18 protein-coding genes are annotated in these 21,393 nt (G+C 48.3%); 12 read left to right on the top strand and 6 right to left on the bottom strand.

What is annotated here, in order from left to right:
* Window positions 1–6: 6 nt before the first annotated feature.
* The 3 genes from lon to hslU are packed head-to-tail and all read left to right on the top strand — an operon-like array spanning window position 7 to window position 4,954.
* Window positions 7–2,511 (top strand): endopeptidase La, encoded by a 2,505-nt coding sequence (lon, locus tag RIG68_RS27990; protein WP_350130228.1) that lies wholly within the window; start codon window positions 7–9, stop codon window positions 2,509–2,511.
* Window positions 2,508–3,551 carry a type IX secretion system protein PorQ gene (porQ, locus tag RIG68_RS27985; RefSeq protein WP_350130226.1) on the top strand — a complete coding sequence of 348 codons (1,044 nt, stop codon included), beginning with the start codon at window positions 2,508–2,510 and terminating at the stop codon, window positions 3,549–3,551. The genes lon and porQ overlap by 4 nt, the downstream gene beginning before the upstream one ends.
* Entirely contained in the window at window positions 3,548–4,954 is a 1,407-nt protein-coding gene (hslU, locus tag RIG68_RS27980) for an ATP-dependent protease ATPase subunit HslU (protein ID WP_350130224.1), read from the top strand. The genes porQ and hslU overlap by 4 nt, the downstream gene beginning before the upstream one ends.
* Before the next feature lie 143 nt (window positions 4,955–5,097).
* Here hslU and RIG68_RS27975 read toward each other — a convergent pair whose 3' ends face one another.
* The 3 genes from RIG68_RS27975 to RIG68_RS27965 all read right to left on the bottom strand — a co-directional run bounded on the left by RIG68_RS27975 (window position 5,098) and on the right by RIG68_RS27965 (window position 8,600).
* Window positions 5,098–5,592, bottom strand: a complete 495-nt coding sequence (locus tag RIG68_RS27975; RefSeq protein ID WP_350129710.1) for a SixA phosphatase family protein — start codon at window positions 5,590–5,592, stop codon at window positions 5,098–5,100.
* A gap of 14 nt (window positions 5,593–5,606) precedes the next feature.
* A complete protein-coding gene (locus tag RIG68_RS27970) occupies window positions 5,607–6,614 on the bottom strand; it encodes a glycosyltransferase family 9 protein (RefSeq protein WP_350130222.1) in 1,008 nt (335 codons plus the stop codon).
* Between the two features lie 264 nt (window positions 6,615–6,878).
* A complete protein-coding gene (locus RIG68_RS27965) occupies window positions 6,879–8,600 on the bottom strand; it encodes a helix-hairpin-helix domain-containing protein (protein ID WP_350130220.1) in 1,722 nt (573 codons plus the stop codon).
* A gap of 208 nt (window positions 8,601–8,808) precedes the next feature.
* Here RIG68_RS27965 and RIG68_RS27960 point away from each other — a divergent pair, with 208 nt between their 5' ends.
* From RIG68_RS27960 to RIG68_RS27945, 4 genes are all read left to right on the top strand, one after another.
* Window positions 8,809–9,225: an EVE domain-containing protein gene (locus RIG68_RS27960; RefSeq protein WP_350130218.1), complete on the top strand. Its 417-nt coding sequence runs from the start codon at window positions 8,809–8,811 to the stop codon at window positions 9,223–9,225.
* Window positions 9,226–9,265: 40 nt separating this feature from the next.
* A complete protein-coding gene (locus RIG68_RS27955; protein WP_350130216.1) occupies window positions 9,266–10,861 on the top strand; it encodes a hypothetical protein in 1,596 nt (531 codons plus the stop codon).
* A gap of 453 nt (window positions 10,862–11,314) precedes the next feature.
* Window positions 11,315–11,866 (top strand): bifunctional pyr operon transcriptional regulator/uracil phosphoribosyltransferase PyrR, encoded by a 552-nt coding sequence (pyrR, locus tag RIG68_RS27950; protein ID WP_151999694.1) that lies wholly within the window; start codon window positions 11,315–11,317, stop codon window positions 11,864–11,866.
* Window positions 11,863–12,792 (top strand): aspartate carbamoyltransferase catalytic subunit, encoded by a 930-nt coding sequence (locus RIG68_RS27945; RefSeq protein WP_151999695.1) that lies wholly within the window; start codon window positions 11,863–11,865, stop codon window positions 12,790–12,792. Before pyrR ends, RIG68_RS27945 begins: the two co-directional genes overlap by 4 nt.
* Before the next feature lie 575 nt (window positions 12,793–13,367).
* On the opposite strand, the gene RIG68_RS27940 is transcribed toward RIG68_RS27945, so the two are convergent.
* On the bottom strand, window positions 13,368–14,117 hold the full coding sequence (locus RIG68_RS27940) for a hypothetical protein (protein WP_350130214.1): 750 nt from the start codon (window positions 14,115–14,117) through the stop codon (window positions 13,368–13,370).
* Between RIG68_RS27940 and RIG68_RS27935 the strand changes: the two genes are divergently transcribed.
* From RIG68_RS27935 to RIG68_RS27925, 3 genes are all read left to right on the top strand, one after another.
* Complete coding sequence (locus RIG68_RS27935) at window positions 14,116–15,273, top strand: hypothetical protein (RefSeq protein ID WP_350130212.1); 1,158 nt, start codon at window positions 14,116–14,118, stop codon at window positions 15,271–15,273. The two genes, RIG68_RS27940 and RIG68_RS27935, sit on opposite strands and share 2 nt — an antisense overlap.
* A gap of 129 nt (window positions 15,274–15,402) precedes the next feature.
* Entirely contained in the window at window positions 15,403–16,464 is a 1,062-nt protein-coding gene (locus RIG68_RS27930; protein WP_350130210.1) for a hypothetical protein, read from the top strand.
* 52 nt (window positions 16,465–16,516) lie between these two features.
* Complete coding sequence (locus RIG68_RS27925; protein ID WP_350130208.1) at window positions 16,517–17,260, top strand: outer membrane beta-barrel protein; 744 nt, start codon at window positions 16,517–16,519, stop codon at window positions 17,258–17,260.
* Window positions 17,261–17,368: 108 nt separating this feature from the next.
* Here the strand turns inward: RIG68_RS27925 and RIG68_RS27920 are convergent, their stop codons facing one another.
* Both RIG68_RS27920 and RIG68_RS27915 read right to left on the bottom strand, forming a co-directional pair.
* Window positions 17,369–17,677 carry a hypothetical protein gene (locus tag RIG68_RS27920; protein ID WP_350130206.1) on the bottom strand — a complete coding sequence of 103 codons (309 nt, stop codon included), beginning with the start codon at window positions 17,675–17,677 and terminating at the stop codon, window positions 17,369–17,371.
* Window positions 17,678–17,756: 79 nt separating this feature from the next.
* Complete coding sequence (locus tag RIG68_RS27915) at window positions 17,757–18,167, bottom strand: BT0820 family HAD-type phosphatase (RefSeq protein ID WP_350130205.1); 411 nt, start codon at window positions 18,165–18,167, stop codon at window positions 17,757–17,759.
* A 135-nt stretch (window positions 18,168–18,302) separates the two neighbouring features.
* Between RIG68_RS27915 and RIG68_RS27910 the strand changes: the two genes are divergently transcribed.
* Complete coding sequence (locus RIG68_RS27910) at window positions 18,303–19,676, top strand: cystathionine beta-synthase (protein ID WP_350130203.1); 1,374 nt, start codon at window positions 18,303–18,305, stop codon at window positions 19,674–19,676.
* A 729-nt stretch (window positions 19,677–20,405) separates the two neighbouring features.
* A complete protein-coding gene (gene murI / locus RIG68_RS27905; RefSeq protein WP_350130201.1) occupies window positions 20,406–21,212 on the top strand; it encodes a glutamate racemase in 807 nt (268 codons plus the stop codon).
* Window positions 21,213–21,393 lie beyond the last annotated feature (181 nt).

Genomic DNA, 21,393 nt, shown 5'->3' with positions numbered 1-21,393 from the left:
ATAATTATGAACAGCAATAAAGAGAAAGAACTAGCAGTAGCTTTTTTGTCGGAAATACAAGAAGACGAATCAGGGGATATTATACAGCTAGTGTCAGCTGACCTGGAGGAGGATTTGAAGCCGGAGGATGTGCCTGATGAGGTGCCTATTCTGCCGATAAAAAACACCGTTTTGTATCCGGGGGTGGTTATTCCGATCACGGTGAGCCGGCAGAAGTCGATCCGGCTGGTGAAAAAAGCCTATAAAGGCAGCAAAATTATTGGTGTGCTGGCTCAGAAGAACAGAAAAGCTGAAGAGCCTAAATCAGACGATCTATATACTGTGGGTACCATTGCCCGCATATTGAAAATGCTCGTTATGCCAGATGGCAACACGACCATCATTATTCAAGGCAAGAGCCGGTTTGAGGTAGAAAGCATTATTCAGGAGGATCCCTATATCAGTGCCAGGGTTAAGCTGCTTGCAGAGAAGTTTCCTGGCAAGTCGAGCAAAGAAACCAAAGCGCTTATTCAGTCGCTAAAGGATGCAGCTTATAAAGTAATGAAGCTGAATCCTGAGATACCTAAGGAGGCCCATGCAGCCCTTGGGAATATCGACAACGGCAGTTTTCTCACCCATTTTCTTTCCTCCAATGTAAATGCCGATGTAGCTGATAAGCAGAAACTACTGGAAACCCACGAGGGTATAAAAAGGGCTGAATTGCTGTTGGAGTACATGCTGAAGGACATTCAAATGCTTGAGATCAAGCAGGAGATCCAAAATAAGGTACATTCCGATATCGATCAACAGCAGCGAGACTACTACCTCCGCCAGCAAATCAAAGTACTCCAGAATGAATTGGGGTACGACGGCCCGGAAAAAGATATTCAGGAGCTGAGAAAGCTGGGTGCAGAGAAAAAATGGGATGAGGAGGTGAAGCAGCACTTCTTCAAAGAGTTGGACAAAATTTCCAGGATGAACCCCGCCGCCGCTGAGTTTCCGGTGGCGATGAACTATGTCGATTTTATGGTTCACTTGCCCTGGAATGAATATACGCAGGACAATTTTGACCTGAAAAGAGCCCGGAAGATTCTCGATGAAGATCACTATGGGATGAAAAAGGTGAAGGAGAGAATCCTTGAATACCTGGCTGTGTTGAAGCTCAAGGGCGACATGAAAAGCCCTATCCTTTGTCTTTATGGCCCCCCTGGTGTCGGGAAAACTTCGTTGGGAAGGTCAATCGCCAGGTCGCTCGACCGACATTATGTCAGGATGTCGCTGGGTGGTGTGCACGACGAGGCGGAAGTCAGGGGCCACAGAAAAACTTATATTGGTGCCATGCCGGGAAAGATTGTTGGCAACGTATCGAAGGCCAAATCGTCAAACCCTGTTTTTATCCTTGATGAAATCGATAAAGTAAGTTCAAATTTCCGGGGCGATCCATCTTCCGCACTTTTGGAGGTGCTCGATCCGGAGCAAAACAATAGCTTCACTGACAACTACCTTGAAGTGGGCTACGATCTATCAAAGGTGCTGTTTGTCGCTACTGCCAACACACTGGAGACCATCCAACCTGCTTTGAGAGACAGGATGGAGATCATAGAGATCACGGGGTACACCCTCGAGGAGAAAATAGAAATCGCCAAGCAACACCTGATTCCCAAGCAGCGAAAAGAGCATGGCGTAAAGGCGTCTCAGATTAAATTTACCGACGAGGCTGTTGGAAAAATTATAGATGACTATACGAGAGAATCTGGCGTACGAACACTCGAGCGGAGAATTGCTACGGTGATCAGAAATACTGCCAAATCGATCGCCATGGAGGAGGCCTACACCAAGACTATCAAAGGAAAGGAAGTACGCAAAATTTTGGGAGCTGAAATCTTTGATAAAGAGGTCTATTCGGACAATACACACCCGGGTGTGGTTACTGGCCTTGCGTGGACACAGGTGGGAGGGGAGATTTTGTTCATCGAATCGTCGCTCAGCAGGGGCAAAGGCAAATTGACACTATCTGGCCAACTAGGCGATGTGATGAAGGAGTCGGCCGTGGCTGCGTTGTCGTACCTTAAGTCGAACGCCCATAAGCTCGACATCGACCACCAGGTTTTTGATCATTACGACCTGCATGTACACGTGCCAGCTGGCGCAGTGCCTAAGGACGGGCCGTCGGCGGGGATTACCATGCTGACATCGCTGGCGTCGATTTATACACAGCGAAGAGTGAAAGACAAGCTGGCCATGACCGGAGAAATCACCCTCAGGGGAAAGGTGCTTCCTGTGGGAGGCATCAAGGAGAAAATACTAGCTGCCAGGCGTGCTGGCATAGAGGAGATCATCCTGAGCAGCCGAAACCGCAAGGACATAGAAGAAATTGAGCCTAATTATATCGAGAACCTCAAGATTAACTACGTCGACAATGTGGACGAGGTGTTGAAGCTGGCGCTGCTCAAATCGAAGGTGGAAGGGGCTACGCATCTTTGGCCTATTAAAGGATTGGCCAAAGAAATGGCCACCGTTGAGGATTTATGAGAGGGAGCCACCTAAATACCCTTGGTATCATTTTGTTGCTTTTGCTAGTAATGATGGATGCGGGGTATGCGCAAATTGGTGGCAAAGACTCCTTTCAATTCCTCAATACGCCCGTAAATGCGAGAGCAGCTGCGCTTGGGGGCTACAATGTATCCCAAAATCGGGGCGACCTGAACTGGGTTTTTTATAACCCGGCACTGCTCGACTCGGTAGCAGCTGGTGATATTTCTATTTCCTACGTCAACTTTTACGGGGGCAGCAAATATAGTCAGGTGGCCTATGCTTTTGACACCAAAGCGGTTGGGAAAGCGGCAGTTGGCCTCACGCACCTCAGCCATGGAAACTTCGATAGCTACGACGAGGCTGGCAACTACCTGGGCACTTTCAATGCCAGTGAATATGCCGTGGGGGTATCGCTGAGCCACAGAATGGGCCCGTTTCTGATGGGGGTGGCTCCGCAACTGGCTGTATCGAGCATTGCTGGCTTCCGTTCTTCAGCACTCATGGCAGACATTGGTGGTGTATTTCAGCACCCTCGTAAGTCGTTAAGTGTTGGGTTGGTGATAAAAAATGCCGGCTTCGCACTTGGAAGGTATGCAGAGGAGAAAACCAGGCTACCTTTTGATGTTCAGCTTGGAATGAGCTTCAAACCTGAGCAAATGCCGGTGATTTTCTCATTCACGGGCACCAATCTCCCCAAGCAGAACCTGGTATACTTTGAACCTGACAGCAGGGTGAACTTCAACGAAGCTGCACCAGGCACGTTTACTAAAATATTTACCCGGGTAAACATAGGCACCGAGTTTTTGTTTGGCCCTAATTTCCACGTATTGGCGGGATACAACCATAGAATAAGAAGAGAACTAAAACTGGAGCAGGCCGGTGGAAGTCCCGGCTTTTCAGTTGGCGTTTGGATAAAAATTAAATCATTTGAATTAACAGTAGCCCGGTCGCACTACCACGTGGTGGGTGGAAATACTCACTTTACTGTCAGCCACAATGTGAACCGACTATTTCATAAGCGAAAATCAGCATCATGATAGATCAGAACAAATATTTGACCCCGAGGCAAATTGTAGCCGAGCTCGATAAGTACATCATAGGCCAGGACGACGCCAAGAGAAACGTGGCAATTGCGCTCAGAAACAGGTGGCGACGCATGCATAGCCATGAAGACATCAAAGGAGAAATTGTGCCTAACAATATTCTGATGATTGGCGCCACGGGAGTTGGTAAAACAGAAATCGCCCGCCGACTGGCCAAGCTTGCTGATGCTCCTTTTACCAAAGTAGAGGCATCCAAGTTTACCGAAGTGGGTTATGTGGGCCGTGATGTGGAAAGCATGGTGCGAGACCTGGTGGAGCAGGCCGTTAACATGGTGAAGCAGAGCAAAAAAGAAGAGGTAAAAGGGAAAGCGGAGCTTGCTGTCGAAGGCATTATTCTCGATGCTTTGATACCTCCGATGAAGTCCGCTCCTTCGAGGCAGCCGGCTGGCGCTTCAGGCGCAGACAATGCCATTGACATTACACCTGAGAATGACGAGGAGCTCAATGAAAGAACTCGGGAGAGGTTCCGTGAGAAGATAAGGAACGGTGAGCTCGACGACCGCAAAATAGAAATCAACGTGAAGGCGCCTGGTCAGGGGAATGTGGGCATGATTGGCGGCGGCATGATGGATGAGGTGAGCATGATGAACCTACAGGAGATGCTGGGCAACATGCTGCCAAAAAAGAACAAGAAAAGAAAAGTGACGATAGCTGAAGCGAAGAAACTCTTGCTGGAAGAAGAGGTGCACAAGCTGATCGACATGGACGAGGTGAAGGAAGAAGCCATCGAGAAAGCACAGAATTCTGGCATTATCTTCATTGACGAGATTGACAAGATCGCCAGCAGCGCAGGTAAGGGCGGCGGTGCGGATGTAAGCCGGGAAGGCGTGCAGCGAGACCTCCTGCCCATTGTGGAAGGAAGCGCTGTCAATACCAAATACGGCGTCATCAATACTGAGCACATCCTTTTCATGGCTGCAGGAGCTTTTCACGTGTCAAAGCCCTCAGACCTTATTCCTGAGCTTCAGGGGCGTTTCCCCATCAGGGTAGAACTTGAAAACCTCACCAAGGGTGACTTCCTCCGCATCTTGAGAGAACCAAAAAATGCCCTCACCAAGCAATATGAAGCGCTGCTGAAGTCGGAAGATGTGGAACTCACCTTCAGCGATGAAGCACTCGAGGAGTTAGCCGACACTGCTTTCACCATCAACTCCGAAGTGGAGAATATAGGTGCCAGGAGGCTGCACACCGTGATGAGCCGATTGTTGAATGAGTTTCTATTTGATATCCCCGACAAAATCGGCCCGAATTCCAAGCTCGTAATTACCAAAGAGATGGTCAACGAGAAGTTGTCAGGGTTGGTGAAGAACAAGGATTTGAGCAGGTATATCCTTTAGTAAGCAATCGGCATCGGTAGCCTGGGTAAAGAGGTCGCTCTATCCATCAGCACAAGAGCGCCCTCTTTACTTTTCACCAGGAAATCGCTGTCGGTACCCAGGGTAAAGAGGTCGCACTATCCATCAGCACAAGAGCGCCCTCTTTACTTCAAGCCCTTTGGGTAATGGAAGAAAAGCAGCTTACCTGCCTCGTAGCCAATATCCCGCCAGTAGTTGACCTCGAAAGAAATGCCGACAGCCCCTGTGGTTGGTATATTTTCGATGGATGCTCCTGCCAGTTGGTTGGCAAACTCAGTAAGCCCTGGGTTGTGCCCGAATAACATCACTGACGTGTGCTGGTCGTCCAGCTCAACAATTACCTTCAGCAACCTATCCGGCCAGGCATGATAAACAGATTTGTCAGTGATGATCTCTCTTTTGTCAATGCCAAGCTCAGCTACCACCTTTTTAGCAGTTTTGATGGCTCGTTCCGCCGGACTACTCACCACAAGGTCAGGGTGAACTTGCTGGTCATTAAGGAACTTGCCCATTCGGGGAGCATCTGCCTTGCCCCGGCTGCTTAATGGCCTTTGAAAGTCGTCCAGTTCGGGGAAGTCCCAACTCGATTTTGCGTGCCGTACCAGATAGATCGTCTTCATATCGTGGAGCCAAACTAGGGAATATAGAAATCAAAAACGAGGTCGTTCATACACTTAAAATGACCCTTTGGGCATTTGTCAAAACCTATCTTGGAGCAGGGCCTGCACTTGATCTTGTTGTTTTCAAATACAATAAATTTTGTTCGGTACGGGTACATGCCAAACGACGGAATGGTGTTGCCCCAAATGCTGTAGACCGTTTTTCCAAAAGCTGCGGCCACGTGCATAAGACCGGTGTCGTGCGAAAAAACAACGCTCGACTGCTTCACCAGCGACGCCGACTGGTTGAAATTGAATTTACCGCAACCATTGAATATTTCTGTTTTTTTACCCAGCTCTTTCAACGACTCCTCGTAGCCACTTGAGTTTTGCGTTCGTTCGAAGAACCGTGCTATTTCCTCACCAGCCTCAGCATCTTCTTTCCCTCCCAGCAGAATCACAGGTTTGTTGATGCGGTCGCAGAGCTCAATCATGCGCTTTACCGGTAGCTTTTTGGTGCCGTGCTGGCCACCGATAGCGTAGGTAATAAATCCGTGGCGGTGGCTTTCTGGCAGCCAGGTGATATCTACCTCGTCTTTGTCTGGAATAAAATAGTCCAGACCCAGCTGGTCAGGTTTAGCACCCAATGCCTGTATGGTGTCGAGGTAGCGGTCAACAATATGGCGGTTGGGCAATTTATTGATCTTGAAGTTGACCATCAGGTATTTTTGCCAGTTGAGCTTATCCACAGCGTAGGCCTTCGTCTTCAATGCCCACTTGATCCTCAGTGTTCTCAAATTGTGGTGGAGGTCAATGACATAATCGAAGTCTTCTTTCTTAAGTTCTTCAATTAGTTGTTTGTCCCCCTTCTCCAGAACGTGGATTTTATCAATATATGGGTTCTCTTCCAGGAGAAATTTGAACCTGGCCATAGTGGCATAGTGCACCTCTACATCGTCGAGTTGGGTTTTTAGCACCCTTGGCACCGGACTGGTAAGGACAATATCGCCAATGGACGAAAACCGTAGAATGAGTACTTTCATTTAGCTGATTTGGGCAAAACGACTGGTAATAATTTCAATAGCGGGAGACTCATTCACTATTTCTTTTATTTGTACGGTGTTAATAAACCTTGTTCAATGCAAGCCCATTGGTGTCTCCACCAGGAATCCTGATGAGAACGCTAAGCCCATTGGGGTTTCCGCCAGGAACCCTGATGGACTCAACGCTAACGTTCTGCCTCCGCCATGAATCCTGATGAGAACGCAAAGTCCATTGGGGTCTCCGCCAGGGACCCTAATGGAGGTTTAGGCACCCACCATTTCGGCCGCTCTCTTCTTCCTTTTCTCAAAATGGGCAGCCACCTCCGTTGTCGACAGCGCATTGAAGGTCATTTCTTTGGTGAGGCCGCCTTTTCTACCCACCAAAAGCCCGTAACGCATGTCGTGGTAGCCTTCGGTTTCATGGGCGTCGGGGTTAATGCTAAGCATCACGCCTTTCTCGATGGCATAGTGCACCCAGCGCCAGTCGAGGTCAAGGCGCCAGGGGTGGGCGTTGATTTCGATGATCACACCCTCTTCAGCGCAGGCATCAATCACCGTTTTGTGGTCGATGGGGTAGCCCTTGCGTTCCAGCAGTAGTCGGCCAGTGGGGTGGCCAAGCATGGTGGTAAATGGGTTTTTGATGGCTTTTAGCAAACGGGTGGTGGCTTTCTGCAAGTCCATGTTGAGCACCGAGTGCACCGAGGCCACGATAAAATCGAACGACGCCAGCACCTCCGTTTCATAGTCGAGGGAGCCGTCGGGTAGAATGTCAGATTCTATGCCTTTGAAGATACGGAACGGCGCCATCTCTTTATTGAGCGCATCGATCTCTACCTGCTGGTCTTTCACCCTGTTGGCCTCCAGGCCGCTGGCATAAAAGGCTGAGCGGCTGTGGTCGCTGATGCCCAGGTACTCATAGCCCAGCTCTTTGCAGTAGGCGGCCATTTCTTTAAGGGTGTTCTTTCCGTCGCTGTAGGTGGAATGATTATGAAGAATTCCCCTGAGGTCGCTCATTTCTACCAACCTGGGCAGCTTGTTTTCCTGTGCCAGGGCTATTTCGAACGACCCTTCTCTTAGCTCCGGGGCTATGTAGGCCAGGCCAGCGTGCTTATACGCCTCCTCCTCGCTGGCAAAAGCCCGTTCGGTCAGTTTATCACGCAGTATAGCGCCTTCGGCAAGTGTTTGATTAAGGTGCAGCGGTGCGCCGGTGTACAGCAAAAGCTTCTCTGTGAATTGCTTTTCGTCGCACAGCCGGATATGGAAAGTAATATAAGGGTCGTTCACGTGCCCCCTGATCGAATAGGGCCCCGATTGCTGAAGGCTGACTTCTCCCAGACCACTTTTCTCAACCGCCTTTATGATCGCCTCATTATTCAGCGACCCAACCAATAGTTCCAGCGTGTCGATCACCTCCAGCAAACGCCTCAGCGGGCCGACAAAACTTGTGGGCACTTTCTCTCCCAGTTCTTTCTTTAAGACATCAATTAACTGGTTGGCAGACATCTCTGCTTCCGAAAAATGAAGCTTACCAACATTCGCCTTTCTGTACTTTAAGCCATCAAGAATAGTCTGCTGTGTCTTCTCACCAAAACCCTTCACGCTGGCGACCCTTCCTTCCTCACAGGCTTTTTGCAGGGCGTCCAAACTTTCAATTTCCAGCTCTTTCCAGATCAGCCTTATTTTCTTCGGGCCAATGCCTTTGATGGAAAGCATTTCTACCACCCCGGCGGGCGTAGCTGCTCGAAGCTCCTCCAGCGCATCAAACGTTCCCTTTTCGAGTAGCTGATGGATGTTGGCGGCCATCGACTTGCCGATCCCGTCCAGGGCTCCGATTTCCTCTGCCGTCATAGTGGCGATGGGTTTGTCTACCTTTTCAAGGTTGAAAACCGCACCGGTGTAGCCACGAATTTTAAACTGATTTTCATCATGAAGCTCCATAAGCGAAGCCATGAGGCGGAACTGTGAGATTATTTCTTTGTTGTCCAAAATGAGAGGTGTTTTTGGTTAACTGGCATTGTAAAAGTAATTTTCCTAAGGCAAAATTCCTTAGATTACTATAAACAAAAAAGAGAAACTACGTGCGGAGGAAAACATCCGGGTAAAGGAATTTGTTACGCAATACCATACGCCTGGTTTACCGAAGAGACTTTTGTCTGTTACATTTGACTAGTGAAACCAAAAAAAGAACATAGAAATGAACTATTGGCTGATAAAATCTGAACCCGAAACTTTTTCCTGGGACAAATTCGTGAGCATGGGAGGCGACATGTGGGACGGTGTGAGAAACTACGCTGCCCGCAACTTCATGAAAGACATGAAGGTAGGGGATCTGGCTCTTTTTTATCACAGTGTCAAAGAAAAGTCGTGTGTGGGATTAGCAAAGGTAGCGAAGGAGCATTACCCTGACCCGACGGCCAAGCCTGAAGAAAAAGATACCTGGGTCGTGGTTGATTTTGTGCCGGTGCAAAAGCTCAAAAGGCCTGTGAGCCTTGGAGAGATCAAGAAAGACGAGCGACTGTCCGAAATGGCACTTATTAAGCTTTCGAGACTGTCGGTGCAGCCAGTGAAAAAGGAAGAATTTGATATAATTATTCAGAAATCGGAAGAGTAGCGGTTTGCGTGCATAAATCTTTTTTTGGGGACAAGCTTTTATGAAATGTTTTGATGACGTGACTATTGTCAATATGCGACTCAAACAATTAACGGCGTTGCTGGCTTTTTGCTGTCTTACGGGGGCCGGTGTGCTGGCTCAGGATCGAAAAAAAGATGAGAAGAAGGCCAGTGAGCTTATTGAGCAACCCAAAAGAGTGGAGTTTGAGATAAAAAACACTAACTACGAGGACTACGTGGTTTATAGTTGCGAGGAGGAGGGGCTGTCGGTGTACCACCAAACCGAACACAAAAATAAGGATGGCTACCTGTGGGAGTTTATCAAACTCGACACCGCCCTTGACATGAAGTGGAGAAAAGAGCTGTATCTTCCTTTTGCGTCCCGCATCATTGGCTACGATTATTCACCGGGCTTTATGTATTACCTCATTCGGGAAAAGCAGTACAAGCAGGAGGAGCTACTGGTGATGAGGATGGACCTGGAAAAAGGTGACACAACTAAGTTCAATATCAATACGGTGTTCCCTGTTAACCTCACACAATTTGAAGTGGTGGGAAGCACCATATTGATGGGTGGCTACACCAACTACCGCCCGGTGATCATCCGCTACAACCTTTTTGACCAAAGGCCGCAGGTCGTCCCCGGGTTTTATGCCGACTATGCTGAAATCCTGCGACTGGAAACCGACGACCGCTTGAGAACTTTCACTGTGACAATGAGTGAAAAAACCACTGACAAGCGTACGACGCTTTCAGTAAGGTCATTCTCCGAAAGTGGCGACATGATCAGGAATATTTTGTTGCAACCAGATGAGTCCAAGAGCCTGATCAACGGGGCCCCGGCCCGCCTCGAAATGGATCGGCAGTTTATTGCCGGAACCTACGGACACAAACGGTCGACGTATTCCAGAGGGCTTTATATCGCAACGGTTGGCAACGATGGGCAGCAGAAGATAGACTATTACAACTATGCCGATCTGGAAAACTTCTTTTCTTACATGCGAGCCAAGCGTGAGCAGAGGATTAAAGAGAAGATCAGTCGGCGGAAGGTGCAGGGCAAGCGGGTGAAATTCAACTATCGGTTGCTGGTGCACGACATTATCCAGGACGGCGATAAATACACCTTGTACGGCGAGGCCTACTACCCCAGGTATTCTAACTACAGTGGCTACGACCGGTTTGGTGGCTACACCTATGGCCGGAGCAATACCTATTTCAATCCTAATTTTCTGGGATACAAATACACGCACGCCGTTGTCATGACGTTCGATAAGTCGGGTAAGTTGCTTTGGGACAATTCCTTTGAAATCAATGACGTAACCAGCTACGATCTGCAGCAGTTTGTGCATGTAAGCACATCGGGTGACGAGGTGGCTTTGTTGTACATGTTCGAAAATGTGATCCGATCCAAAATCATAAAGTCTGATGAGATCATCGAAGGCAAAACTTTCAATGATATTGAACTCACATTTGAAGATGATGAGGTCAGGGTGAGCGACAACGAGGTGGGTGGCTTGTCGGTGTGGTATGGAAAAACCTTTTACACCTACGGCATCCAGGACATCAAAAACCTGAAGGACAACCGGGTGAACCTCAACCGCAACGTATTTTTTATTAATAAGGTGGTTTATAGGTAGGACAGTCAGACATTCAGACACTCAGATAGTCCGACACTCTGAACATCCGAAAGTCCGACCTGTCGACCGAAGCTTTAGCGTAGGTTGAACATCCGACCGTCTGAAAATCTGATTGTTAAGGTGCCGTGTCTTCACGCACCTTTTCCTTTTCGGATGGGGCTGCACCGCCATCCTTTAGGTATTTCACTCCGTCCGGGCCCTTTCAGGGCTCTCCGGTAGAATGCTCAAACCCCTCCACCCGTCTCCAACCTTCTGTTCACCGGTTGTTGTCGCACTCCTAACTCCTAACTCCGGTCTTCCGTCTCCTGTCTGAATGTCTGAATGTCTGAATGTCTGAACATCCGAACATCCGACCGTCTGAGTGTCTGAAAATCTGACTATCCGAAATCCGTCTCTATCATAAATCCGCAATCCGTAATCCGTAATCAAATCATTTTTTCATAACTTCGCCCCATGCAAAAACGGTTGCTCTTCGACGGACGTCTTTTACAGTTCACCATCAACAGGCTTTGTCAGCAACTTATTGAAAATCACGGCGATTTTACCAACTCCGTTTTAATGGGCTTACAGCCCAGAGGCATCTTTCTTGCTGAAAGAATCAGCACCAGTCTTGAGACCCTCCTGAACAAAAAAATCCTTCTTGGCTACCTGGATACTACCTTCCACAGGGATGACTTCCGTCGCCGGGATGCCCCTATCGCTCCCCACGAAACCAAAGTAAACTTTGTCATTGAGGGCAAAAAAGTCATTCTGATCGACGACGTTTTGTTCACCGGCAGGTCTGTGCGGGCAGCCCTCGACGCTATGGTGAGCTTTGGAAGGCCGGAGAAAGTGGAGTTGCTAACGTTGATCGACCGCATGTATAGCAGGGATATTCCCGTGGAGGCAACTTATGTAGGCAGAAGAGTCAACACGGTAAGGAGCCAGCGAATATTAGTAGAACTAAAAGAACAGGGCATGCCCGAAGACAATATCTGGATCATGGAAAAGGAGGACGAGGCATGAGCAAGCTGAGTACCCGCCATTTGTTGGGCATCAAAGATATCACGGAAGAGGATATTCAGCTCATTTTTCAAACGGCCGACAACTTCAAAGACGTACTCAACCGGCCAATCAAGAAGGTGCCTTCTTTACGAGACATCACCGTGGCCAACGTTTTCTTCGAAAACTCCACCCGCACAAGGCTTTCTTTTGAGCTGGCGGAAAAAAGACTTTCTGCCGACGTTGTTAATTTCTCCTCTTCCTCCAGCTCTGTCAAAAAAGGGGAAACCCTGCTCGATACGGTCAACAATATCCTGGCCATGAAAGTGGACATGGTGGTAATGCGGCACAGCAGCCCGGGTGCGCCACACTTCCTGTCAAAGCACGTAAAGGCCAACATCATCAATGCTGGCGACGGCACCCACGAGCACCCCACGCAGGCGCTGCTCGATGCTTTCTCTATAAGAGAAAAACTTGGCGATGTAGCCGGGAAGAAGGTAGCCATTATGGGCGACATCCTGCATTCAAGAGTGGCGCTTTCCAATATCTTCTGCCTTAAAAAACTTGGCGCTGAGGTGATGGTGTGTGGGCCTATCACGCTGATACCGAAATTCATCGGCGAGCTGGGAGTGAAAGTAGAGTATGATGTCAAAAAGGCCCTGGAATGGTGCGATGTCGCCAACGTGCTACGCATTCAGCTCGAAAGGCAGCAAATCAAGTACTTCCCCTCGCTACGGGAGTATTCAATATACTACGGCATCAATAAGCAGCTGCTCGACACCCTCAACAAAGAGATTGTGATCATGCACCCGGGGCCCATCAACAGGGGAGTAGAACTCAACAGCGATGTGGCCGACTCCGACCACTCGATTATACTGGGCCAGGTGGAAAATGGCGTGGCCATCCGTATGGCAGTGCTGTACCTGCTGGCCGGCGTGAAGGAGGGGTAGGTGTCGGCACGGCCACTGGCCAACCCTGCAAGGGCCGTGAGACACGGAATCGATGAAAGTTGATGGCTCATCACTGCATACTATGGTCTGTCATATCGTAGTGGAGGTATCTTGTACATCCAGACAGAGCCTAGGCTCAACGGAAGTAGGTGTCGTTCTGGTCTCTACCCATCACGAGACTTCAAATGCCGAACAACCTGGTTTTTGATAATTGTTAGGGTGTCGTGTCTTCACGTACCTTTTCAGGATGGGGCTGTCATGGCCATACTGTAGATATAACACCCTTCAGCACTTGCAAGTAGGTGTCTGTACGGGCACTAGCCCCCTGCAAGTGCCGTAAGACACAGGTTTGATAGAGTCCCTTCCTCATCTCGTCGGCGTCTGGCGTCTCAGCGAAATAGGCGTACTAGCCGTACCGATGCCTGTCTCCGGTGTTCCGTATTCAGACCCCTCTTTCCTTCCTGCTACTTTCCGATTGCCTTCTGCCTTCCCTTCAAGAAACGCTAACGGCGGACCATCGTTGGTTCATTAACCATTAACCATTAACCATTAACCATTAACCATTAACCATCCTCTCACTTCACCGTCCCACTATAACTCACCCCAAAACCAACAGTTTTGAAGTTAAGGGTATACAATTTGGCGAAACACTTGTCATTAAAAAGCTTCCCCATCAGACCCACATTCACATTGCGGGATTCGTACTCTGCCGAGACTAGCAAAAAGCTTGATAATGGCACCCTGGCTGAACCAAAAAAGCCTACCTGGTAGTCATTCTCTTTTCTTACAATATCGATCGAATCAAATCCTGTGAATATCAGCGTTCTTACTACCCAGGGAATACCAACCCCTGCTGACAGGGTGAGCTCCTTGCCACCTAAATTGAAATGCTTAGTGCCTGTAATAAAGTTGGAATCCACAAAATTACTCGTGCCCAGCGGGATATACATTCCAAAAAGCAAAGCTGGAAACTTACCGGTCTCTTTTTTGAGTAGGAATCTCATGCTCCCGGATCGATCACCTATGCCATAGTCTAAGGGAGCATCAATGATAGCAGTGAGGTTGAACGTAAGCTCCATAAATGGGAGGAAACCAAGGGTAACAAAGTTGTGAATTTCGTGTGTCCCTCGTCTGCTGGGATAGAGAATGAGGGCCTCTTTTTGTGGGTTGAAGCTGCTGCCAAAGGCAATTTTTTTATCTCCAATCACCCGGGCTTCCGGCACAAGGAAGTTGCCAGATTGCCCCGTAAGGGTAAATTGTGCCCGACAGGGGCGCAGGGTTCCTGCAAAAAGCAGTATACTTGTGAGTAGAAATCCAATTTTCATGCGCCGTTTGGGAAGCAATATTTTTATCACAATAGGGTTGGTTATGCTCTTTGCCTTTTCGGAGGCGCTTGCTCAGCCTGCTGATTCACTCAGAGAGCTGTTGCAAACCAAAGGTGCGGAGAACATTCAATATTTCAAAGACGGGCAGGGAAGAGGACATTATACGTTAGAGTACCGTCTGCACCGCAACCCGGTGGTGCTGCTCAATGAGCTGCCTGATTGGGTGGTGAAATCGGACACGGTAGCCCTCACGCTCATGTGGTACGGCAGCCCATGGGCCACGTTGAGCGGAGGCAACGTGACGGCTGCAACAAAAGATGATAGATCGTTGAGAAGAACAAAGCCATCGGTTGCCGGCGGGTGGCCTTATAAGCTGGATATCTCCATAGCCCCGGTGGTTTTTGCCGAATTTGGTGACGAGTTCGATATTTTTCGTACGCAGCTGGCGCTGGCCCCCAAAATTAATTATTTGTTGCCTTTTGGCCTCAGCGCCGATGTGCAGTGGATCTTTCCCATTCAAAACGACTTCGAGCGCAGGCTGGGCTTTAGCAGCAGGCCGGGTCAGGTTAGCCTGAGTTATACCAAATCTTTTGTTCCCAACCACCTTTTCGTTGCCTCTGCCGGTACGTTCCTCAACAGACAGTATGGAGCAAGCGCAGACTACGTAATCAGAGCTGGGAGGAACTATTTCGGGGTGGTTGTTAATTTATCGGCCTCCTATGCCTACGATGAGCGAGTGCTGTACCGGGAGCCACTAGAGTATGTAAGCGGGGGGGTGTGGTGGATGCATTCCTTTCCACAACACGACCTCTGGACGAAGGTTTCCTTCGAACGGTTTCTCTATGAAGACTATGGTTCTCGCATAGAACTGTTTCGTCAGTTTGGCAACAACGAGATGGGGCTGTATATGACAGCCTCTGCCAGGGGTTTCAATGGGGGCGTTCAATGGGCGATGCCGCTTTTTCCAAAGGCTTTTTATAAAAATAAGTACCTTCAGGTGCGGCCCGCCAATCAGTTTTTGTTCACCTATGAGTATCTCCGCAACCAAAACGATGGAGAAAGCCTGATGAAGTACCGGCAAACAGACAGGTCACTTAGGGCTTTGCATCCTTCTTTTATTAAAAATCATTTATTATCATTACTTAAAATATTATAATTTATCCGATAAGATTGCAACTTAAGAAGCAAATTACTAGTAAATTGCGCTTTGAAAGTTGTTATTATCAACTGGCTCAGTCAATTACTTTTCGGCAGGGGCGTCAGTTAGGGTCAAAATTCAAAGTCAATGAAACGAATACTTTTAAAAGGCTCGGTATTGGTGGCGATGCTGCTGATTTTTTCGGACTGCGAGCAGCAGATCGTAGGCCCCGTGCCCAATTTTGATTATGAGTTCCCATCAGGGGGGATTGATGTGGGTGACGTGACATTGGAAGATGTAACACCCGATGACATCACTCCGGGTGCCATGAATACAGACGGGCAAACCTCATTTGGTAACAACCTGGCAAACGTCAATACCAATCCTGCGGCCCTCGCTGCTGTGCGTGATCAGCTTACAGCATTGACCCAGGCACTGTCAACCTCTCAAAAGAATGCCATCAAAGGCTTGAATGTCAATTCGCTGCCTACACAAGTAAAGGATGGAGTGAGCGACCCCAATAGTAACTTGATATCATTGATTGCAACTATTCAGGGTCTTTTGAAAGACTATCCGCAGCTAGCGCCACTTGTGCCGACCATGACCCTGCCTACTGGGGGTCGGGTATTGAATGATGGAGGCCGTTTATTGGAAGTTACTGTGCCGTTGATTGAAACGAAAGTATTTGCAGTAAATGCTTTAGAGCTTGATTGCGAAGCAGCAGCACGACGGGCGTATAATACTACTGTAGCTGAAATCGATTCAGCCTACAATGCTCAGCTGGTGTTGGTTAGTAACAAAGATTCGGAAAATATTCAAGCAGCCATTGCTCTACGCACAACGAGCATCGCAGCGGCAAACACCCGCTACACGGAGAGAAACCTGGTATTTAGGTCACAATATGATGCTTTCGCAGCCAGCATAGCCAACTCCACTGTTTTTACACCGGCTGAGGTAGAATTATTGAACATTTTGAATACGTTGATGTACGCCATTAACTTATATAATAGCACATTGCTGCTGAATCTCGAATTGACGGCCATTGCCAACCAGCTGGCAGCTAACCTTGCAAAAGCGGCGGCCGCCAAAACCACGATGACCAATGAGGCAAACACCAAAAGAAATGCTGCTATTAAGGAAGCGACAGACAGGCTGAATGACGGCCTAAATACGTGTCACAATCAGGGCGGTGCTTCAGGCGGCGATTGATGTTAGATTTGAAATGGATAAGAAGATATTGAAACCACTTACTTTTAAATGTATGCGTGGATTTATACCAGCTTTACTAGTGCTTTTCATTTTTGCCGGGCAAGCTGCCTTTGGACAGGCCTCTCTTACCTACCTCAATGTAGAAGGGGGATACTATAAGCCTTCCCTGGGCTATTGGAACAATGACTCCTATCTAACAGGTTTCGATATGAAGCTGGGTGGAGGTTTGTACTATGGTGGAGGTGTTGGTTTCCGGGTGTACGATAGTTATTTTGGCAGGCTTTCGGTGGGCCAGTTCTCCACCAGCGACCAATCTGATCCCATCAACCTTGGCGGACTCAGCAGGGAAGAGTACCTGAAGATCAAGATCATGCCTGTTTCTCTTGATTTTTTGTATGAATTTCAGACACTCGCCAAAGACAAAATTTTTCCGTACGTGGGTGCTGGTGCCTCAATCAACTTTATCCAACGAACCTATAAAAGGAGTGCCAACACAGGCCTCGATGAAGAGGGCTCCGATACAGGGAGGGCGAATTCGTTTTACCCCCTTGTAGGTGTATCTTACAATGTAACCAACTATATAGATGTTGGACTTGAAGGCAGATTCCCAATCGGGAGCTACAAGCAGGCCTTTTCGACGGTTACGGAAGATCCTAACAGCTTCACGGTGGAAACGGTGTCAATTACCGGCCCTATCGTTTCACTAAAAGTAAATCTTCGCTTTGAGCCAAGAGGCCGCCGAAGAAGTGCCTCCTCAAGATATAGAGGCAACTATAAAGTAGGCCGCAGGAGATAAAAGGCGACTAGATATACAAGAATATTAGAATGAAAGGTCAGCGCAGTGCTGGCCTTTTTTGATGCAATGGCTGTTACTCTTTACCCACATCTAAGCTTGTTTGAAAAATTATCCCCTTCCCCTTGGGGTCTCCGCCAGGAACCCTGAGGGAGTTAGCACGACCATGTTTGATCCAACCCTTTCAGCGTCCTCTTCGAGAGACACGAAAAGGTTATCGTTTTCATGATAAGTTTGTTTAGAAAAGCATCCCCTTGGGGTCTCCGCCAGGAACCCTGAGGGAGTTAGCAGGATCATGTTTGATCCAAGCCTTTCAGCGTCCTCTTCGAGAGACACCAAAAGGCTATCGTTTTCATAATAAGCTTGTTTGAAAAAGCAGCCCCTTGGGGTCTCCGCCAGGAACCCTGAGGGAGTCGGCACAACCACAGTTTATCCAATCCTTTCAGTGTCCTCTTCGAGAGACACCGAAAGGATATAGTGCTACTTTGGCTCTACCTGCTTAGCCACCAAAAAGCCTTTGTAAAAATCCCTTCTTTGAGGCCTCCTTAGCCATTTCCATCTCATCCCCCTCAATCATTTTCCATATTTCACCCCAGGGAAGCAGTCCGCCAACATTACGGTCGTCGATAAATAGATCAACATTCACTTTTCGACTTTGTCCTTCTTCAAATCCTTCTCCGGGAAAAGTCTCATTAACTGCATAAAAAGTAAGGCCCTGGTTTTTACAGTAAGCAATGGCGTCTTCCAGATACTTGCCCTCCCTTATTGTCCAAAGCACTAGCCGGTGATTGCGATTTTGCAGCGCTTTGAGTGTCTCGACGGCAAACAGGATGGGTTTGCCGATTTTCGGATAAGCATGTTCTACAATGGTGCCGTCAAAGTCCACGGCTATAGTCAAAGTTTGTCGCATGTTCGTTGCTTCTGTGTGCAAATATAAAGAATGCGCAGACAGCACGTGCCGCTATCCAATTTAACCATTTGTTACCGATTTCTTTTTCGCAACCCGATGAGTTTTGCCTAACTTTGTTTAACAAATCCAAAATTGATGAACTACTATAACCATATCGTTGAGACCATAGGAAACACCCCATTGGTGAAGCTAAACAAGGTGTCGGCAGGCATAAAAGGTACCATCCTGGTGAAGGTCGAATACATGAATCCTGGTAACTCTGTGAAGGACAGGATTGCATTGAAAATGATCGAAGATGCGGAGAAGGAAGGCCTGCTCAAGCCCGGAGGCACTATCATAGAAGGCACGAGCGGGAACACGGGCATGGGCCTTGCGCTGGTTGCCATCGCCAAAGGTTATCGCTGCATCTTTACCATGGCCGACAAGCAGTCGCAGGAAAAAATAGACATCCTGCGAGCCGTAGGGGCGGAAGTGGTCGTTTGCCCCACCAATGTAGAACCTGAGGACCCAAGGTCGTACTACTCTGTGGCAAAAAAGCTCAACAAGGAGATTCCGAACTCACTTTACCCCAATCAGTACGACAATCTTTCCAACTACAAGGCTCACTATGAGTCAACGGGGCCGGAGATATGGAAAGACACGGATGGTAAAATAACGCATTATGCTGCTGGCGTCGGCACAGGAGGAACCATTAGCGGTACCAGTAAATACCTGAAAGAGCAAAAGGCTGACATTGTCACAGTAGGTATTGATACCTACGGGTCAGTGTTCAAAAAATACAAAGAGACTGGTATTTTTGATTCCAACGAGGTGTATCCTTACCTCACTGAAGGTATTGGGGAGGACATCTTGCCCAAGAATGTTGATTTCTCAACCATCGATCACTTTGTGAAAGTAACAGACAAGGATGCTGCCATCATGACCCGGCGATTAGCCAGAGAAGAAGGACTTTTCGTGGGCTGGTCGTGTGGCTCGGCTGCATACGGTGCGCTTGAATACGCAAAAGAGCATTTGAAAGACGGCGACGTGATGGTGATCATACTGCCAGACCACGGTACTCGCTATCTGGGGAAGGTGTACAACGATGCATGGATGCGCAACCATGGGTTTCTGGAAGAGAGGATATTTGCTACTGCCAGAGACATTATCAAGCGCCGCAATGGCTATACTAAGCTGACGACAGTCAACAAGAATATGAAAGTGGGCGATGTGATCGGAGTTTTCAATATTGATGGCATTTCACAGCTTCCAGTGGCGGATAAAGATCATTTTGTAGGTAGTGTGCACGAGACCAAGCTGTTGAATAGCCTGATCCAGGATCCGAGCATCAAAGACAAACCTGTAAGTGAAGTAATGGATCCGTCCTTTCAGTTTGTAGGAATGGACAACACAGTCGATGTGCTCTCTTCTTTGATCAACAAAGACAATAAGGCACTGTTGGTGAGAGATGAAGCGAACAAAGTGCACATTATTACTGAGCATGATCTTTTGATGGCGCTGACACGCTAAGCTAATAATTATCTTTGAAGTGTCCGGTAGTCTTTTTACCTTGATATTTCAATTTAAATTACTCACCTCTTTACTTGCAATCCCGATGGGTCAACACCTGTCGGGATTTTTTTGGCTGTAGGTTAGGGTACGTCGCCGTCACGCACCCAAAGGTTAAGGTGTCGTGTCTTCACACACCTTGAGATACTTTTTCGTAGCTTCTTTTTTATCTCACACAACGCCGCAAGTCTGCCTGGGCATGCCGTAAAGCTTTCTTGCTCCGTCTTACGCACCATGAGGTTAAGGTGCCGTGTCTTTACACACCTTGAAACACTTCTTCAAGGGTTCAACCTTCCTCTTTTTCTTTGCGCCTTGGTGTTTTCCCCCTCATGGGGATTAGTGGCTCCATGGTTGTATTGTTGTTTTTATATGTCGTACCTACGGCACTTTTAGCCTTGTTGCAGGTTGCCACCGTTGGTGTTACCCACATTCCGTCCCTACGGGACTCTTTCTCTGTGGCCCTCCCTCTCTCTGTGGTGGTTGGAGTTTCTTCTTTTTGTCTCTCGCAAAGTCGAAAGCCTGCTGACGCCGGCCGCAAAGTTTGTTTGCTCCATGTCTGCGGCTTTGGTGGAATAAACCTGTTCAACCCCTTCAGCCTCCTCAACGCTTCAGTCCCCAACCTCCTCAAATTCTTCTCTATTCCTCAATGAACTCATCCCGAGAAAACCCATATTGCGTCAAAATTGCATCATGCGCTCATCTTCACCCATTGGTATGTTCGACAGCGGCATAGGAGGCCTTACCGTTGCCCGTGCCGTTAAAGACCTGCTGCCTGACGAGCAGCTCATTTACTTCGGCGACACTGCACACCTCCCTTATGGCGAGAAGTCTGTGGCGGCTATTCAGGCCTATAGTGTTCGCATTGCCGATTTCCTCATTCAGCGGGGGTGTAAGCTTATTCTGATTGCCTGCAACTCAGCCAGTGCTGCTGCCTACGACCTGGTGAAAGAGTATGCTGGCAAAAAAGCTCAGGTATTTAACGTGATCGACCCGGTGGTAGACTACGTGCGGGAAACCTACGTTGATGCATCCATTGGTCTGATAGGGACTAAGGCTACCGTACAAAGCGGCGTGTACCAGCAAAAGATTCAAAGCTTGGGCAACAAAAATGAGTGCAAGGCGCTGGCAACGCCCTTGCTTGTGCCCATGATAGAAGAGGGCTTTCTGCACAACCGCATCAGTCATGACATCATTGAGCAGTATCTATCGTCGGCAATGCTGTCCGACATATCGGCGTTGATTTTGGGTTGTACACACTATCCATTGATTAAAAAGGAGGTGGAAGCCTACTATAATGGAAAAGTGCAGGTAATCGATTCTTCGGTGACAGTTGCCAGGGCGCTGAAAGGCTTTTTGGAGCTTCATAACCTGAAGGCTGCCAGCCGGACTAATGAAAATCACTTCTTTGTTTCTGATTACACTGCTTCTTTTGAGGGAACCACCAGACTGTTCTTCGGTGAGGAGGTGAGGTTGGAAAAGTTTGACCTTTGGGAGTAGGAGCCTTTGGGGTCTCTGCCAGGTTCTCTGGATGACGCAATCCCCTTGGGGTCTCCGCCAGGAACCCTGAGGGAGTTGGCGACATCACTTCAATCTTTCGTGAGAGTCTGTTCCAAAAGTCACTAACGCTAGCCAACCCTTTCAGTGTCCTCTTTGAGAGACACCAAAAGGATATCGTTTT

Source organism: Imperialibacter sp., assembly GCF_040222385.1.
In the GTDB taxonomy this organism is placed as follows: Bacteria; Bacteroidota; Bacteroidia; order Cytophagales; family Cyclobacteriaceae; genus Imperialibacter.
This window is presented reverse-complemented; position numbering and strand designations above follow the sequence as displayed.